15 protein-coding genes are annotated in these 15,797 nt (G+C 59.9%); 8 read left to right on the plus strand and 7 right to left on the minus strand.

Features of this window, described 5'->3' with window-relative positions; genetic code table 11:
- Positions 1-119 precede the first annotated feature (119 nt).
- Genes RXV86_RS18770 through RXV86_RS18780 form a run of 3 tightly spaced genes read right to left on the minus strand, consistent with a single transcriptional unit; the run spans position 120 to position 2,752 of the window.
- Positions 120-917 (minus strand): ABC transporter permease, encoded by a 798-nt coding sequence (locus RXV86_RS18770; protein ID WP_316301925.1) that lies wholly within the window; start codon positions 915-917, stop codon positions 120-122.
- Positions 910-1,677: an ABC transporter ATP-binding protein gene (locus RXV86_RS18775; protein ID WP_316301927.1), complete on the minus strand. Its 768-nt coding sequence runs from the start codon at positions 1,675-1,677 to the stop codon at positions 910-912. The genes RXV86_RS18770 and RXV86_RS18775 overlap by 8 nt, the downstream gene beginning before the upstream one ends.
- Positions 1,678-1,735: 58 nt before the next feature.
- Entirely contained in the window at positions 1,736-2,752 is a 1,017-nt protein-coding gene (locus RXV86_RS18780) for an ABC transporter substrate-binding protein (protein ID WP_316301929.1), read from the minus strand.
- 162 nt (positions 2,753-2,914) lie between these two features.
- On the opposite strand from RXV86_RS18780, the gene RXV86_RS18785 reads away from it, so the two are divergent.
- The 5 genes from RXV86_RS18785 to RXV86_RS18805 all read left to right on the plus strand — a co-directional run bounded on the left by RXV86_RS18785 (position 2,915) and on the right by RXV86_RS18805 (position 8,599).
- Entirely contained in the window at positions 2,915-3,349 is a 435-nt protein-coding gene (locus RXV86_RS18785; RefSeq protein ID WP_316301931.1) for a hypothetical protein, read from the plus strand.
- Positions 3,350-3,415: 66 nt separating this feature from the next.
- Positions 3,416-4,012: a bifunctional nicotinamidase/pyrazinamidase gene (pncA, locus tag RXV86_RS18790; protein WP_316301933.1), complete on the plus strand. Its 597-nt coding sequence runs from the start codon at positions 3,416-3,418 to the stop codon at positions 4,010-4,012.
- A 117-nt stretch (positions 4,013-4,129) separates the two neighbouring features.
- On the plus strand, positions 4,130-6,352 hold the full coding sequence (locus RXV86_RS18795; RefSeq protein WP_316301935.1) for an ATP-binding protein: 2,223 nt from the start codon (positions 4,130-4,132) through the stop codon (positions 6,350-6,352).
- A 66-nt stretch (positions 6,353-6,418) separates the two neighbouring features.
- Complete coding sequence (gene pncB, locus RXV86_RS18800; RefSeq protein WP_316301937.1) at positions 6,419-7,708, plus strand: nicotinate phosphoribosyltransferase; 1,290 nt, start codon at positions 6,419-6,421, stop codon at positions 7,706-7,708.
- Between the two features lie 12 nt (positions 7,709-7,720).
- Positions 7,721-8,599, plus strand: a complete 879-nt coding sequence (locus tag RXV86_RS18805) for an HNH endonuclease (RefSeq protein ID WP_316301939.1) — start codon at positions 7,721-7,723, stop codon at positions 8,597-8,599.
- A 93-nt stretch (positions 8,600-8,692) separates the two neighbouring features.
- Here the strand turns inward: RXV86_RS18805 and arfB are convergent, their stop codons facing one another.
- The 4 genes from arfB to RXV86_RS18825 form a co-directional block, all read right to left on the minus strand.
- Positions 8,693-9,106, minus strand: a complete 414-nt coding sequence (gene arfB, locus RXV86_RS18810; protein WP_316302300.1) for an alternative ribosome rescue aminoacyl-tRNA hydrolase ArfB — start codon at positions 9,104-9,106, stop codon at positions 8,693-8,695.
- A gap of 360 nt (positions 9,107-9,466) precedes the next feature.
- Positions 9,467-10,105, minus strand: coding sequence for a queuosine precursor transporter (locus RXV86_RS18815; RefSeq protein WP_316301940.1), 639 nt, complete (start codon positions 10,103-10,105; stop codon positions 9,467-9,469).
- A gap of 109 nt (positions 10,106-10,214) precedes the next feature.
- A complete protein-coding gene (mepA, locus tag RXV86_RS18820; protein ID WP_316301941.1) occupies positions 10,215-11,078 on the minus strand; it encodes a penicillin-insensitive murein endopeptidase in 864 nt (287 codons plus the stop codon).
- Positions 11,063-12,445, minus strand: a complete 1,383-nt coding sequence (locus RXV86_RS18825; protein WP_316301942.1) for an MFS transporter — start codon at positions 12,443-12,445, stop codon at positions 11,063-11,065. Before RXV86_RS18825 ends, mepA begins: the two co-directional genes overlap by 16 nt.
- Positions 12,446-12,595: 150 nt before the next feature.
- Between RXV86_RS18825 and RXV86_RS18830 the strand changes: the two genes are divergently transcribed.
- The 3 genes from RXV86_RS18830 to yaaA all read left to right on the plus strand — a co-directional run bounded on the left by RXV86_RS18830 (position 12,596) and on the right by yaaA (position 15,790).
- A complete protein-coding gene (locus tag RXV86_RS18830) occupies positions 12,596-12,880 on the plus strand; it encodes a YggT family protein (RefSeq protein WP_316301944.1) in 285 nt (94 codons plus the stop codon).
- Positions 12,881-12,953: 73 nt separating this feature from the next.
- Positions 12,954-14,993: a DNA helicase RecQ gene (recQ, locus tag RXV86_RS18835; protein ID WP_316301946.1), complete on the plus strand. Its 2,040-nt coding sequence runs from the start codon at positions 12,954-12,956 to the stop codon at positions 14,991-14,993.
- Between the two features lie 29 nt (positions 14,994-15,022).
- Positions 15,023-15,790: a peroxide stress protein YaaA gene (yaaA, locus tag RXV86_RS18840; protein ID WP_316301947.1), complete on the plus strand. Its 768-nt coding sequence runs from the start codon at positions 15,023-15,025 to the stop codon at positions 15,788-15,790.
- Positions 15,791-15,797: the final 7 nt, after the last annotated feature.

Below are 15,797 nucleotides of genomic sequence, written 5' to 3' on the forward strand. Positions count from 1 at the left end.
CCCAGCCGAAAACTCGGCGACAAAATGCATGGCATTTTGCACCTTGTCGGATTGCGTAAGCAATTCGAAAGCCCGGATCGGGCCAGAACCGACTGTGTCCGACGCAACCCAACCCCGGTTCACCCTCGCCAGCGTAGCACGCGTTTTTCGACCCGGGTGATGCCAGCGGAAACCAGCACTCCGAGGATCGACAGGATCACGACCCCGGCAAAGAGCCGTTCCAGATCATAAAGCGATCCGGCCTCGAGAATATAGGCGCCGATGCCGTATTCCGCGCCCAGCATCTCGGCGGCGACCAGAAGGATGATAGCAATTGCCAGGCTGACTCGTAGCCCCGACAGGATGCCGGGCATGGCGCCGGGCAGGACGATTTTGCGAACGATGGAGAACCACGTCAGGCCGAAACTCTGACCCATGCGGATCAGCCCCCGGTCAACATTGTCGACTGCGCCATAGGTGGCGACAACGGTAGGTGTGAAGGTACCAAAGGCAATGAGGGCGTATTTTGATCCTTCATCAATGCCGAACCAGATCACGAACAGCGGCAGAAGCGCGATTTTGGGGATCGGGAACAGGGCAGCCACAAGCGGGACAAGCCCTGCGCGGATATAGGAAAACAGCGCGATCAAAACGCCCACTGAAATGCCGACCGAGGCACCGAGAGTGGCCCCAACTATCAAACGGGTCAGCGAAGGTTGCAGGTGTTTGAACAACAGCCCCGAATTCCACAGCTCGCCAAATGTGGCGAGCACGTCCGAGGGACGGGGCAGAGTCAAAGCCGTGATCCAACCGGTTCTTGTGCCGATTTCGGCCAGGGCGATCAGGGCGATAAAGACGATCAGGCCGATGCCTCGGCGCGGGCGCGGGGCAAATCCGCCGCCGCGAAAGGGAACGGGGCGTGTGTTGGGGTCAGACATGGGAGAGCTCCGCATCAGCGGCACGGGCCTCGTCCCGCATCAGGGTCCAGAGGTGTTCACGTTTGGCTTCGAGCGCTGGATCGGCATTGTCGCGCGCTTCGAGCGGAGCGTCGATTTCAACCACTTCACGGATTTGGCCGGGGCGGCGGGACAGGACGACGATCTGGTGGCCCAGACGCACGGCCTCGGCCAGGTTGTGGGTGACATAGACGGCGGTAAAAGGTGCGCGCGTCCATAGGCCGACAAGGTCATCCATGAGGAGGGCCCGCGTCTGGGCATCAAGCGCTGAAAGCGGTTCATCCAGCAGCATCACGGCGGGGTTCACCGCCAGGGCACGGGCGATGGCGACACGCTGTTTCATTCCGCCCGAAAGCTGCCGGGGCAGGGCGCGCGCGAATTCGGTCAGGTTGGTGCGGGACAGAACATCAGAGATGATCTCGGCCTGACGGGCGCGGCCAGTCCGGTGGTCTTCAAGCGCCAGTGCGACATTGCCTTCGACGCTGCGCCAGGGCAGCAGGGCGAAATCCTGAAACACGTAGGTAAGAGGGTTGAGGCACCCCTGGGGCGGTGCGCCGACTTGCAGCACCTCGCCCCGGTCGGGGCGCTCCAGCCCGCCCATCATCCGCAAAAGCGTCGACTTGCCACAGCCCGAGGGCCCGACGATACAGACGATCCGGCCGCGCGGGACGGTCAGGGTGATGTCCCGCAGGACTTCGGTCTCGCCATAGGCATGGCAGACGTTTTCCAGTCGCAGTTCCATCGCGGCCCTTGATATTGCGAGCCCGGCCGTGAGGTCGGGCCGAGCGGTTAGCCCGCCGTTAACCCATCGTCTTGACGTAGGACGTGTCGACCAGGGTATCCATCGTGATACCAGCGTCCACCAGCCCTTCGGACTTGAACCATTCCAGCTGATCACTGACCGAAGCGGTGTTGAGCGCCGCGCCGGGATTGAGCCGCATGGTGCCATTGATGATCGACGGGGCCGCCTTTTCGCGGGGTCGGTCGGTGTAGACATATTTGTGGATCAGATCGACCATCGCGTTGACGCCATCGTCGCCATGGGCCTTGTCGATCATGGTGGTGTTGTAATCCTCGACCCCCTTGGAGAAACCGGCAAGGAAACCGGAGGTCATGTCACTTTCTTCCGCGGCATTCTTGGCCGAGGTAAAAACGGTCGTGACCTGATAGTTAGGTAGGTAGTCCGAGATATTGCCGATGATGTGGACCTTACCCGACTTTGCCAGCGGTTTGGCGATATGGGGTACGATCGACCAGGCGTCGATCTGGCCGGATTTCAGTGCACCGATGATGGCGCCGACCTTTTGCAGCGGTTTGAACTTGGCGGTTACGCCTTCTGCGGCGGCGACTTTGCTGCCCATATAGTGGAACGAGCTGCCTGCAGTGGTCATGCCATAGCTTTTTCCGTCCAGCATCTTGGGCGAGGTCAGCCCGGCCTGGAAGGCAGCGTCGCTGGCGAGAATCTTCTGCCCGTCGATGCCGGGTTCTTCGGATAGACAACCGCCGATCACCTTGATCGCGCCCTTGTCCGCAAGCGAGATCAGGCCACCGGAAATGGCGGTCACGGCATAATCGACGTCACCGCTGGCAATCGCTACGGCCATCGGCTGGGCCGCCTGGAAGAATTTCAACTCAACATCGAGGCCGGCTTCGGCGAAATAGCTACGCTCGACCCCGATGAAGCTGGCGGAATGCGAAGTGAAGCGCAGCGCGCCGACGGTGATCTTCTTGTTCATCGCGATGGCAGGCGCTGCAAGCGACGAGGCGGCAGCAGCCCCCATCAGGCCAAGCGCGTGGCGGCGGTTCAATCTGGTCATGGTAACTCCCCTTGATGTCCAAATGCTCTCTGAGGCCGAGTAAACCACCAAAGCCAGGAGGGAGGAAGGAAAACCGGGCGTCATGCGGTGGCGCGTGCTTAACCCTTTGTCAGGCCGGACGTGGGACAATGCGCCGTCAATCCAGAGGCCGAGGGCGCAGACATGGGCGGCACAAACAGTATACTGCGTCCGATCCTGATCGTGGTCCTTCTGGCGCTGCCGGCGGTGATCCTCAAGATCGCGAGCAACTATTATGACTACCCCTATCTGCAACCTCTTGATCTGACGGTCGAGGGATTGGCGAAAGTGGGAGAGGGGCCCGAGGCGGGCAAGTCGCGGATCGACGTGGATATCAACTGGGGGCGCGATTTCGACGGGCGGATGACACGTGCCGGGTTGCAGAGTGTGATTGCCAACAGCCTGGAAAGCCAGACCAGTTATTACCGGTTCAATTTTCGTGATGCTCCTGGCGGCCAAGTCGAGGTTCGGTTCCGTGTCAAGGGCAACAGCTATGGGCCTTATGCACCGGGTGGCATGGTAAGAGGAATCGACGCGGCGCTGATGGTACTGCAGATGACCAACGGGCCGGATCGGTAAGCCGAAGTGGTTGACCGCGTTCGACCGGACGGTCAGTGTCGGGGCCGAATTGCTTGGAGGTGTGGCATGACGAAAGCTCTGATAGTGATTGACGTACAGAATGATTTCTGCCCCGGCGGGGCGCTGGCCGTGGCCGGCGGGGACGAGATCGTGCCGGGGATCAACGCGTTGATGGGCGAATTCGACACCGTCGTGCTGACCCAGGATTGGCATCCTGCCGGGCATTCCTCGTTCGCCAGCAGCCACGAGGGCAAGGCGCCGTTCGGGACCACCGAAATGCCCTATGGGACCCAAGTGCTGTGGCCCGACCACTGTGTTCAGGGCAGCCATGGCGCGCATTTCCACCGCGACCTGATCGTCGACCGGGCAACGATGATCCAACGCAAGGGGATGAACCCGGCCGTCGACAGTTACTCGGCGTTTTTCGAGAATGACCATGTCACGCCGACCGGGCTTGAAGGCTGGTTGCACAGCCGTGGAATTAGTTCGCTGACCTTTGTCGGGTTGGCCACGGATTTCTGCGTCAGCTTCTCGGCAGTGGACGCGGCAAAGTTGGGCTTCCAGGTAACGGTGGCGCGCGCGTTGTGCCGGGCTATCGATCTTGATGGCTCGTTGGCGGTAGCCGAGGCAGGCATGACCGAGGCCGGGGTCTTCCTGGACTGATCCCGGCACGTTGGCAATTTGATTGGAAATGCGGGGCTGTGGCGCGACGGGATTTGCCGGACCTTAACCCTTGGGCGTTAGGCCGGTAGCCGAGCGAACCCAAGGGCCCGCACGATCATGGCTGCAGATGTACAGGAAATCGAGCGACAACTCGCAGAATTCGATGCGCGAAATAGCCCGGCGGGCCTGTTGGAGCGCTATGCGCGTGCCCGCGTCCGATTGTTCTGGTGGCGGCAAATCATGACGGTGCTGGGGGTGGTCGGTCTGGCCATCCTGGTGTCGCCACAGGTGGGGGTGATTGCCGGCATGATCGGACTGACCGGCGAGGCAGTGGATTGTCTCTATCTCCGGGGCGTGCCCAGACGCCTGGCGCGGCCGGGTAGATTTGCATCGACTGCCTGGATATCGACCGTGACGGCGGCATTCCAGGCGCTGACCACGGCAATAGGTGTCGGTATTGCCTGGTTCGGGACGGACGAGTTTCCAATCTCTGTCTTTGCATTGACCTTCCTTCTTGGCGCATCGACCAATGCCGCCGTGGTGCTGCCGTTTCACCGCCGGGCGGGTTTCGCCCGTCTGATCGTGTTGGGGGGGACGGTGCCGGTGCTGTTCCTGATCGGCTTCCTGTGGTTGCCGGGTGCGCAGAAATTTGCCGTGTTTGATTTCGTCGCGGCCCTGATCATGTCCTACATCTTTTCTGTTTTCGTTCGCTCCACCCTGGCCAGTGCAACAAACCAGCATGATCGTGCCCGTGAATTGTTCATTTACGGGGTGGAGCTTGCCCGCGCCAATCACGAACTGGAAGCCAAGGAAAAGGAAACCCGCTCGCTGGCGCTTGTGGCGCAGCATGCCAACGACAGCGTGATCATGTCCGGCCCCGATGGCCGGATCGTCTGGGTCAACGAGGGGTTCACCCGGATCACGGGTTATACCCGGGAAGAGGCCATTGGCGAATGTCCGCCCGACCTTTTGAACGCGCCTGAAACCGAGAAGGACGTGAGCGACGCAATCGGACGCGCGGTGATCGAAGGGCAGCCCCATCGCAGCCAGGTCCTGAACCAGACCAAGGATGGGCGGCGAATTTGGATGGGTGTCAACTTGGTGCCAGTGCGTGATGCCACTGGTAACATAGAGTTTTCGATCGCGATTGAGCGCGACATCACTGATATCAAGATGCGCGAGTCGCAACTGGCCCAGGCTAAAGAGGACGCCGAGAAGGGCGAAGAGGCCAAGGCCCAGTTCCTGGCAGCGATGAGCCACGAGATTCGCACACCGATGAACGGCATTATCGGAATGGCGGACCTGCTGAGCGAGGCCGATCTGAGCCGCGAGAACCGGCATTATGTCGAAACCATCCGCCGTTCGGGCGAGGCGCTGTTGACGATCATCAATGACATTCTGGATTTCTCGAAACTGGCGGCGGGCAAACCGGCCACCCACGCGGTGGAGTTCACCCTGCTGGCGCCGGTGGATGAGGCGGTGATGCTTCTGACCCCCGAGGCGCGCAAGAAGGGGCTTTATGTCGACGTGGTGGCGCAGACCGCGCTGCCCGAGCGGGTGCTGGGCGATGACGGACGGCTGCGACAGATCCTGATCAACATCATCGGCAATGCCGTCAAGTTCACGTCCCAAGGGGGGGTAACGGTCAGCATGTCCTGCCACACCGGCCAGGATGGTCACCGATTGAGTTTCGCGGTGAAGGACACCGGAATCGGCATCCCCGAAGGCCGGCTGGAACAGGTGTTCGAGGAATTTGCTCAGGCCGATGCCGCCACCACGCGCGAGTTCGGTGGCACCGGGCTGGGGCTTGCCATTTCCCGTCTGCTGGCGCGCGAGATGGGCGGCGATATCGAGGTCAGCTCATTCCACGGCGAGGGCTCGTGCTTTACCGTGACGGTGCTATTTGCCAAGGCCAGCTCCGAGTTGGAAGAGACGGTCCCACGCGATTGCGGGGCACCGGACGCCCTTGAGGGCAAAACGGTGCTGGTGGCTGAGGACAACAAGACCAACCAGCTTCTGTTGAAGAAATACCTCAAGGATCAGCCGCTGAGCCTGCATTTTGCCGACAACGGCAAACAGGCCGTTGATATGGTGGCCGAGCATGATCCCGACATCGTGCTGATGGACATGGCGATGCCTGTGATGGACGGGCTGGCGGCAACACGCGTGATCCGCAAATCGCACGCCACTCGGCCGCGGATCATCGCGCTTACCGCCAATGCATTTGCCAGCGACAAGGCGGTCTGCCTCAGTGCAGGCATGGACGGGTTCCTGACCAAGCCGCTGCGCAAAAGCGACCTGCTTCATGCCCTGTCAAACCCCGGCGCAAGGGGGGCGTGATTCCCCTTTAAGACGCAGGGTAAATCGGCATAATACGGGCTTCGCAGCCATCGAGAGGGCAGGGCCTTGGATATCGCAACCCGCGTGTGGAACCACAAATGGAAGATCGACCCGATCGTGCGGTCGCTGATCGACAATGATTTCTACAAGCTGTTGATGTGCCAGTCGGTGTTCCACAATAAACCCGATGAAACCGTCACCTTCTCGCTGATCAACCGCTCGAAAAACGTCCGCCTGGCCGAGCTGATCGACGAGGGCGAACTGCGCGAGCAGCTTGACCACATCCGCTCGCTGTCGCTTTCGCGCGGCGAGTCGACCTTCCTGCGCGGCAACACCTTTTATGGCAAGCGCCAGATGTTCCACCCGGACTTCATGCAATGGTTCGAGAGCATGTCGTTACCGGACTACCAATTGGAAAAACACGACGGTCAGTACGAGCTGACCTTCGAGGGCAAATGGCACGAGGTCATGTTGTGGGAAATCCCCGCGCTCGCCGTGCTGATGGAGCTGCGCGGCCGCGCCGTGCTCAACAACATGCGCAAGTTCGAGCTTCAGGTGCTCTATGCCCGCGCCATGACCAAGCTCTGGGAAAAGGTCGAGAAACTGCGCGGCATCGACGGGCTGCGCATCGCCGATTTCGGCACGCGGCGGCGGCATTCCTATCTCTGGCAGGACTGGTGCGTACAGGCGATGATCGAAGGGCTGGGCGACAAGTTCGTCGGCACCTCGAACTGCCGCATCGCCATGCACCGCGATATCGAGGCAATTGGCACCAACGCCCACGAACTGCCCATGGTCTATTCCGCGCTGGCCGAGGATGATGCCGCGCTGGCCCAGGCCCCCTATGACGTGCTGGCCGACTGGCACCGCGAACATGACGGCAACCTGCGCATCATCCTGCCCGACACCTATGGCACGCGCGGGTTCCTTGATCGTGCGCCCGACTGGCTGGCGGGCTGGACCGGCATCCGCATTGACTCAGGCGACCCGGCGACCGGGGCCGAGGTGGCGATTGACTGGTGGAAATCCCGCGGTGAGGACCCGCGTGACAAGCTGATCATCTTCTCCGATGGGCTCGACGTGGACAAGATTATCGAGCTGCATTCCCAATTCCATGGCCGCGCCAAGGTCTCGTTTGGCTGGGGCACGCTTTTGACCAATGATTTCCGGGGCCTGACGGGCGGGGACGCGCTCGCCCCGTTCAGCCTCGTCTGCAAAGCCGTCGCCGCCAATGGCCGCCCGACGGTCAAGCTCTCGGACAACCCCAACAAGGCGATGGGGCCCGCCGCGCAGATCGAGCGGTATAAACGGGTGTTCGGGGTGGGTGAGCAGGAACGGATGGAGGTTGTGGTTTAGGTCTGGCAGGACATGATTTGTCTATTTTGCAAAGAGAACAGTTCTCTCTCGAAGAGTGTGGAGCACATAGTGCCCGAGGCCCTTGGGAACAAAAGCGAGAGGCACAATCTGCCAAAAGGCGTGGTTTGTGACAAATGCAACAACTATTTTGCTAGTAGCGTTGAAGGCCCTTTGCTCAGTCATGAGTCATTTCGCAATCTTCGAGCGCGATATCAAACTCCTAACAAGAAAGGCAAAATGCCCTTTTGGAAAGGCGACTTGTTTGGAACTGAGTTCCAAGTAGGTTTGCGGCTGGACAAGAAAACCAATACTCCCGAAATCAGGCCTGAGCGAGAAAGCCAACATGAGGAAATTGAGCGATTTAGAAGATTCAACGATTTAACCGGTGCTCCAACGCTACTCAGGTTTTCAAATGAGTTCATCCCGCCTGAGAAGGCGATGTCTCGTTTCTTGGCTAAAATGGCGTTCGAAGCGATTTGTAGGCGCTTTATTTTGGGGATGAACTACCTCGAGTGTTTGGAGATTCTGCACACTGATCATTATGACAGTATCCGCGAGTATGCTCGCTTTGGTTACAGTTATGAAAAGTGGCCTTTTCACTACCGGCAATACTTCCCAGAAGAAACCCTAATGAAACACCCGGAAACGTCTGAATGGGTTCAATTTGGATTTGGGTATGATCTGTTGCTCACGAAGGTTCCCGAGACCTACTTAGTTTTCTCAATTCACGGACATGAATTTGCCATCAATCTGGGAGGGCCGAAAGTTGTGGGTTACGAAAACTGGCTCGAGGAAAACAACGGCATCTCGTATTTGGTGGAAGCTAGAGGAGCTAGAGTGATTGAATCGGCCTTGTCTGGGAAACTGCAATCCTATCTCTACAACGGTTAGGTTTTTTTGATGTTCAAGTTTGACTTGTAGCTGATCGTAGGGTGGGCATTCTGCCCACCAATAAACGGTCGAATGGTGGGCAGAATGCCCACCCTACAGTTTGCCCCGCAACTTCTTCACCTCGCCACGCTCCTTCTTTGCCTTCAGCCGACGTTCCTTGGACCCGCGCGTCGGTTTCGTCGGTATCCGGCGTTTGGGTTTGACCAACGCCCGGCGGATCAGCTCGGCCAGCCGGTCGCGGGCGATCTCGCGGTTGCGGCTTTGATGGCGGGTTTCGTCGCATTGGATGATCAAAGCCCCGTCCTTGGTCCAGCGGCGGCCTGCGAGGCGTTTCAAACGGGATTTCACCGGGGCGGGGAGCGCGGGGGAGCGGGCGGCCTCGAAGCGAAGCTCGACCGCCGAGGAGGTCTTGTTCACATGCTGCCCGCCGGGGCCCGAGGCGCGGACGAAGCTCTCGGTCAGTTCCCAGTCGGCAATTTCGATTTCGTCTGTGATGTGCAACGGCATGATGACGCCAAGGTAAGTGATTTGGGTTCGGTTTGCCACGTCAACGCCGGGTAGCTTGCGGCCCGGCATGCGCCCGCCCGCCCCATGGCGGGCGCATTCGCGCCCACCCGGGCAGGCGCATGCTTCGGTTTCGAACGAAAAGGGCCGTCCAGACGATGGACGGCCCCTCGGAATTTAAGGAGGTGCAAGGTTAGGTGTGCACCAATTTGGGGTATTCATTTACCCGAGGGTTGCCTCAGGTCCGCGTCTCCCAAACTGTCCCAACGCATTTCTCCATGATCCCAATAGACACAGAAGCACCTCCTTTCGTTTGTTTCGCCTGAGCCCAGATTGGCACAGCCGATTCATATGTCAACAAAATCATGTGGTGCGGGGGGCAAGAACCCCCACGATGATGCGGAAGGGCACAAGTGCCATCAGGGCTATGGCAAGCTTCACCAGCCAGTCGGCAAAGGCCAGCGTGACCCAGAGCGGCGCCTCGGACCCCACGGTCATGAAGGGGGCAGGTCCCCAGGCCCAGTTGATCGTGGCGTCGGCGTTGGCGCCAAACGAGATCGAGGCCGAAAACGCGATGGTGAAGAACAGCGCGGTATCAAGCGCCGAGCCGACAAGGGTCGAGACCAGCGGTGCGCGCCACCAACGACCCCCGCGGAAGCGATTAAACACTGCAACATCAGTAAGTTGCGCGATCAGGAAGGCGGTGCCCGAGCCGATGGCAATGCGCAGCGGCACGGCGGCATATTCATAGCCATCGCCCTGCAGCATGATCTGCGATCCGATCAGCGAACAGGCGATGCCGGTGATGAACCCGGCAAAGACCACCCGGCGGGCAGGCCCCACGCCATAGACGCGGTTCATGATGTCGGTGACGAGGAAGGCCAGCGGATAGGTGAAGGCACCCCAGGTGAGGAGGCCGTCGAGGAGCAGGAACTGCACCAGGATATTGGAGGCCACGACAATGGCGGCCATGGCAAGGATGCCAGGAAGATAGCGTGTCATAGGTTTAGCCCGTTTTGACATGGTTGCGGCGACATGGCTCGCCAGCATGGCGAACGGGCGGCGTATAGAGGGGCCGGAGCCGCTTGGCAAGCTTTTCCGTCAGGTGCCCTTAGCGCGAGCGCAGGACGCCGCTGCACTGTTTGGGCAGGTCGGCCAGCACAATTTCCCGGCGTTTCTTGCGTGGTTGCGCGTTGGGATCGGGAGGTGGGGGATTGATGATGTCCTGCACCCATTGTTCCGCGTCTTTGCAGCCATCGCCGGCTGGTGGGGCATCTTGGTTGACGCAGCCGCGCATCCCCTTGGGGCATTTCAGGCGGACATGGAAATGGTAATGGTGCCCCCACCATGGCCGGATCTTGCGCAGCCATTTGCGGTTGCCTTTCTCCATTTTGCACATCTGCACCTTGGCGCCGGGGAAGACGAAGATCCGGGCCGTGCGTTTGTCCTTGGCGGCGGCCTTCATGACCTCGAAATGCTGGCGGGTCCAGTTTTCGTTGACATAGGCCCCCTTGGAACGACGCAGTGAAATCGAGGAAATGTTTTCGCGCTGTTTGCGGGACAGGTCGAGCCGTTTGGGCGGCAGCATCCAGATGTCGATATCAAGCCCGATCTGATGGCTGCGGTGGCCCGTGAGCATCGGTCCACCACGGGGTTGGGAGATGTCGCCGATATAGAGGCCCTTCCATCCCGTTTGGCGGGCGGCGAAAGCCGAAAGTTTCTTGATGAAGTCGATGGTTTCCGGGTGGCCCCAGTTGCGGTTGCGCGACAGGCGCATGGCCTGCCAGGTCGGGCCGGTTTCAGGCAGGCGCTCGGCCCCGGCGATACACCCCTTGGAATAGCTGCCGAAGGGGGCCGGTTTCTGGGCCGAGGCCGATTTCTTGGCCCCGAACTGTTGCTTGGCAAGTTTTTCTGCCGTGGCGACCGGCGTTGTAACGACGAGGCTTAGAACAAGCGCTACTAGGTATCGGACCATTTGGTGTGATCTCCGTCGGCTTTGACCCAGACTAGCAGGATCAGGCCAACAAGGAAGAGGCCTGCGACGGGAATGATTCCGATCCGCTGACTTCCGCTTATGTCAGAGGTGATAGCGATCAACATTGGTGCAAGGAACGTCGTGGCCTTGCCCGACAGCGCATAAAGGCCAAAAGCCTCGGTCATACGCTCGGGGTTGGACTGCCAGACCATCATCGTGCGGCTTGCCGACTGGATTGCGCCCCCGGCCGCGCCGATGAGACCACCACAGACAAAGAAGGCAATGTCCGGTAGGGACGAGCCCGGTTCGACGGCCATGCCAAACACGCTGTCCGGGGAAATCATGATGATGGCGATGGCGGTTCCGAGCAGGATCAAAATACAGGTCGTGATCACTGGCTTGGGCCCGAATGCCTTGTCTGCCTTACCGCCGATCCATGCGAAGAGCGCGCCGGTCAGCGCGGCGATAATGCCGAAAATGCCGATCTTCATGATCGGCCAGTTCAGAACGCCCGACGCATAGATGCCACCGAATGTATACATGCCGTTCAACGCATCGCGATAGAACATCGACGAGCCGAGATAGGCTAACAGGCTGCCGTGGTTGGGTAGGCCGCGCAACGTGGAGCCGAGATCTTTCAATGCCTTACCGAAGTGATAGGGGATATGGTCCGGGTCTTGAATGTCACGCACCCAAAGGAAGAACGGGATCATGAAGACCGCGTACCAGATTGCGGTCAGAGGGGCGACGGCGCGGGTGTCCGCGCCCGTGGCCGGGTCCAGGCCCAGGATCGGTGCAATGCCCAGCATGGTCTTGCCGTTTTCACCGGCCTGGAACAGCAGCAGCATGATCACCAGCGCGACAACGCCACCAATATAGCCAAAGGCCCATCCCGACCCGGAAATTCGGCCGATTTCGTGTCGATCACCCAGCGTCGGCAACATCGAGTTTGTAAAGATCGTGGCGAATTCCATCCCAATCAGCCCGATACCGAACAGGATCAGCGTGCGAGTGACGTCAAATTGATCCGGGGCGGTGTACCAAAGAGCTGCCGAGCCAAACACGTAGAGAATAGAAAAGAACCAGACCCAGGGCATGCGTCGCCCTGTGCTGTCGGCGAAGGCCCCAAGGATCGGTGCAAGGATGGCAATCAGGATGCCGGACACGGTCAGCCCGTAGCCCCAATAGGCCTGTGCCTGTGCCTTTGCCGCGCCGATTTCCATGCCTGAACCGACAAGCATCTCGGTCACGGTCCTGGCGAAATAGGGGCCAAAAATGAAGGTCAGCATCAAGGTGTTATAGGGTTGTGATGCCCAGTCAAAAAACCACCAGCCCCAAATCCGCTTGCGCGGGGAGATTGTACTCATTTTTGATTGTCCCTCATTTGCTGCAATAAGTTAGACCGGATTAACCCTTTTCTGGCAAGGATTAGATTGTGATCCCACCCTTGCCCTTTGCCGGGCGGGCGCTTACCTGAGGGGGCAGTGAAGATACCGATAAGCAACGGAACCTGACGAATGATGGCAATCTACGGGCCGCTGGCGTTGATCCTGAACGTCGCCTTTTTCATCATGCTGGCCCATATCATCATGAGCTGGCTGATCAACTTTCAGGTCCTGAACCTGCATCAGCCCTTCGTGAACCAGCTTTGGTTCGGGCTTAATCGGTTGCTCGAGCCGATCTATCAGCCGATCCGTCGGGTTTTGCCCGATACCCGCCCGCTGGACCTGGCACCGCTGGTGGCGTTCATCATCATCATCTCGCTGCGTGACTTCATTCTGCCCGAGCTGTTGCTGCGTTAAGCAGGACTTGTTCACCTTTTCTTAAAATGTGATTGTTCCAGTTAAGAGCAGATAAGCCACTAACAGGACGTCCATGCCAAGCGCTGCCACGCTTTTGAGCGATGTATTCGGGTTCGATGCGTTTCGACCCGGGCAGGAGGATATTGTCAGTGCGGTGGCCGAGGGCCGTAACGTGCTGGCAATCATGCCGACCGGTGGCGGTAAGTCGCTTTGTTTTCAATTGCCAGCGCTGATGCGCGAGGGGGTCACGGTGGTGATATCGCCCTTGATTGCGCTGATGCGCGATCAGGTGCGAAGCTTGCGGGCCGTGGGGGTCGAGGCCGGGGCATTGACCAGCGGCAACACGCCGGAAGAAACCGATGCAGTGTGGGACGCGCTTGAGGCAGGGAGGCTGAAGCTTCTCTATATCGCTCCCGAACGATTGGCGGCGGGGTCGGCGCTGGGCATGTTGCGGCGCATTGGCGTGGGGATGATTGCCGTGGACGAGGCGCATTGCGTCAGCCAATGGGGACATGATTTTCGACCTGATTACCTGCGGATTGGCGAACTGCGCCAGGCTTTGAACGTGCCGCTGGCGGCGTTCACAGCGACGGCGGATGCCGAGACGCGCGAGGAGATCGTAGCGCGGCTGTTTGACGGGCAGGCCCCGGAGGTGTTCCTGCACGGGTTCGACCGACCCAACATTCACCTGGCCTTTGAGGCCAAGAATGGGCCGCGCAAACAGATCCTGAGCTTTGCCGAGGCGCGCAAGGGGCAGTCCGGTATCGTCTATTGTGGCACGCGATCCAAGACCGAAGGGTTGGCGCACGCGTTGCGGCAGGAAGGGCACAATGCCTGCTACTATCACGGCGGGATGGAGGCCGGCGACCGTCGCCATGTGGAGCACCGCTTCAACACCGAGGACGGGCTGATCGTAGTGGCGACCGTGGCCTTTGGCATGGGGGTGGACAAGCCCGACATTCGCTGGGTGGCGCATGCGGACCTGCCAAAGTCGATCGAAGCCTATTATCAGGAGATTGGCCGGGCCGGGCGCGATGGAGCGCCTGCCGATACGCTGACTTTGTACGGACCCGAGGACATTCGGTTGCGCCGCTCTCAGATCGACGAGGGGTTGGCTCCGCCTGAACGACGGGTCGCAGACCATGGGCGATTGAATGCGCTGTTGGGACTGGCCGAGGCGTTGGAATGCCGGCGCAAGGTCTTGCTGGGGTATTTCGGGGAAGAGGCCGAAGCCTGCGGCAATTGCGACATCTGTTCACGACCGGTAGAGACGTTCGATGGGACGCAGCCCGTGCGCATGGCGTTGTCGGCGATGCTTCGCACCGGGGAATGGTTCGGGTCGGGGCATCTGATCGATATCCTGATGGGGGTCGAGACCGACAAGGTGCGGCAACGCGGGCATTCCGAGCTGCCGACCTACGCGGTAGGAAAAGAGTATTCGCGGCCCCAGTGGCAGGCGGTTTTCCGGCAGATGATGGGGCATGACCTGTGCCGCCCGGACCCTGAACGCCACGGTGCGCTAAAGATGACCGAGGCCGCGCATCCTATCCTGAAGGGTGATGAGGCGATCACATTGCGTAAGGACGTGATCAAATCTGCCCCACGCCGTCCGGCGGTAAAGGCGCTGGTTTCGGACGAGGATGCGCCGCTCTTGTCGGCCTTGAAGGCCAAGCGGCGGGCGCTGGCCGAGCAGCAGGCGGTGCCGGCCTATGTGGTGTTCAACGACCGCACCCTGATCGAGATGGCCGAAAAGCGCCCGACGAGCCTGGATGACATGGCCGGGATTTCCGGGGTTGGGGCCAAGAAGCTGGAACGCTATGGCCGTGAATTTCTTGAGGTTATCGCCGGTGAGGTGGCGGAGGTGCATCCCAGTCGCCGGAAACTGGCCGGACGGGCGGCGGGGGGTGTCTATGACCAACTCTTGAAGGCGCAGGCCGATTTGGCTCGGGGTGAGGATGGTACGGCCAAACCGATGAGCTGTACCGCATCGCTTTTGGCGAAGGTAGCTGAGATGCGACCTTCGGACGCGGGGGCGATGACGAGGCTCTTGGGCGACCGGCGGGCCGAGCGGTTCGGCGCGGCCTTTCTGGACGTTCTGCGCGACGCGGGATAAATCATACCGGCGAAAATGGGGAGCAGGACATGTTGATCGTTGTTTCACCAGCCAAGCGGCTGAACGAAAACCCGGTGGCAAAATTCGAGCTGACCGAGCCGATGTTTCAGGACCAGGCCGAGGCTCTGGCCGGGGTGGCGCGCGGAATGTCGATGGGCGAGATCGGCAAGCTGATGAAGATCAGCGAGAAACTGTCAAAGCTGAATTACGACCGCTATCGCGATTTCGGCAAGATGGAGCGCGGCGCGGCGGCGCTGATCTTTGATGGTGACACTTATGCCGGGCTTGAGGCGAAGTCGCTGGAACCCGATGAAATGGACTGGGCGGCGCAGCATCTGCGCATTCTGTCGGGGATGTATGGCATTTTACGGCCCACCGACGCGATTGAGCCGCACCGGATGGAGATGGGATCGCGTCTGAAGAACCCACGCGGAAAGAACCTTTACGAATACTGGGGTAGCCAGATTGCCGAGGCTTTGAATGATCAAGGCGCGTTACTGGGTGCGCATGTGCTTATTAATTGCGCGAGCGAAGAGTATTTCGGGGCGGTGGATCGGGACGCGCTGAAGCTGCGGGTGATCACCCCGGTCTTCAAGGAAATGCGGGGCGGTCAGCCCAAGATCGTGAGCTTCTTTGCCAAGAAAGCGCGCGGGTCGATGGCGCGGTTTATCATTCAGAACCGGCTGCAGGATCCGGACGAGATCAAGAAATTCGATATGGCGGGGTATGATTATCAGCCTGATATGTCGGAAGGGGATTCCTGGGTGTTCTTGCGGGATGAAGGCGCGGAGGATTAAAAGCCCA

This window comes from Aliisedimentitalea sp. MJ-SS2, from assembly GCF_032586155.1.
GTDB lineage: Bacteria > Pseudomonadota > Alphaproteobacteria > Rhodobacterales > Rhodobacteraceae > JAWHTC01.

Coding starts and splice junctions, on each gene's coding strand:
- RXV86_RS18775 (WP_316301927.1), bottom strand. CDS start 1,677: ATGGAACTGCGACTGGAAAACGTCTGCCATGCCTATGGCGAGACCGAA.
- RXV86_RS18825 (WP_316301942.1), bottom strand. CDS start 12,445: ATGAGTACAATCTCCCCGCGCAAGCGGATTTGGGGCTGGTGGTTTTTT.
- arfB (WP_316302300.1), bottom strand. CDS start 9,106: ATGCCGTTGCACATCACAGACGAAATCGAAATTGCCGACTGGGAACTG.
- RXV86_RS18805 (WP_316301939.1), top strand. CDS start 7,721: ATGATTTGTCTATTTTGCAAAGAGAACAGTTCTCTCTCGAAGAGTGTG.
- mepA (WP_316301941.1), bottom strand. CDS start 11,078: ATGGTCCGATACCTAGTAGCGCTTGTTCTAAGCCTCGTCGTTACAACG.
- yaaA (WP_316301947.1), top strand. CDS start 15,023: ATGTTGATCGTTGTTTCACCAGCCAAGCGGCTGAACGAAAACCCGGTG.
- RXV86_RS18770 (WP_316301925.1), bottom strand. CDS start 917: ATGTCTGACCCCAACACACGCCCCGTTCCCTTTCGCGGCGGCGGATTT.
- RXV86_RS18780 (WP_316301929.1), bottom strand. CDS start 2,752: ATGACCAGATTGAACCGCCGCCACGCGCTTGGCCTGATGGGGGCTGCT.
- RXV86_RS18830 (WP_316301944.1), top strand. CDS start 12,596: ATGATGGCAATCTACGGGCCGCTGGCGTTGATCCTGAACGTCGCCTTT.
- RXV86_RS18815 (WP_316301940.1), bottom strand. CDS start 10,105: ATGACACGCTATCTTCCTGGCATCCTTGCCATGGCCGCCATTGTCGTG.
- RXV86_RS18785 (WP_316301931.1), top strand. CDS start 2,915: ATGGGCGGCACAAACAGTATACTGCGTCCGATCCTGATCGTGGTCCTT.
- pncA (WP_316301933.1), top strand. CDS start 3,416: ATGACGAAAGCTCTGATAGTGATTGACGTACAGAATGATTTCTGCCCC.
- recQ (WP_316301946.1), top strand. CDS start 12,954: ATGCCAAGCGCTGCCACGCTTTTGAGCGATGTATTCGGGTTCGATGCG.
- RXV86_RS18795 (WP_316301935.1), top strand. CDS start 4,130: ATGGCTGCAGATGTACAGGAAATCGAGCGACAACTCGCAGAATTCGAT.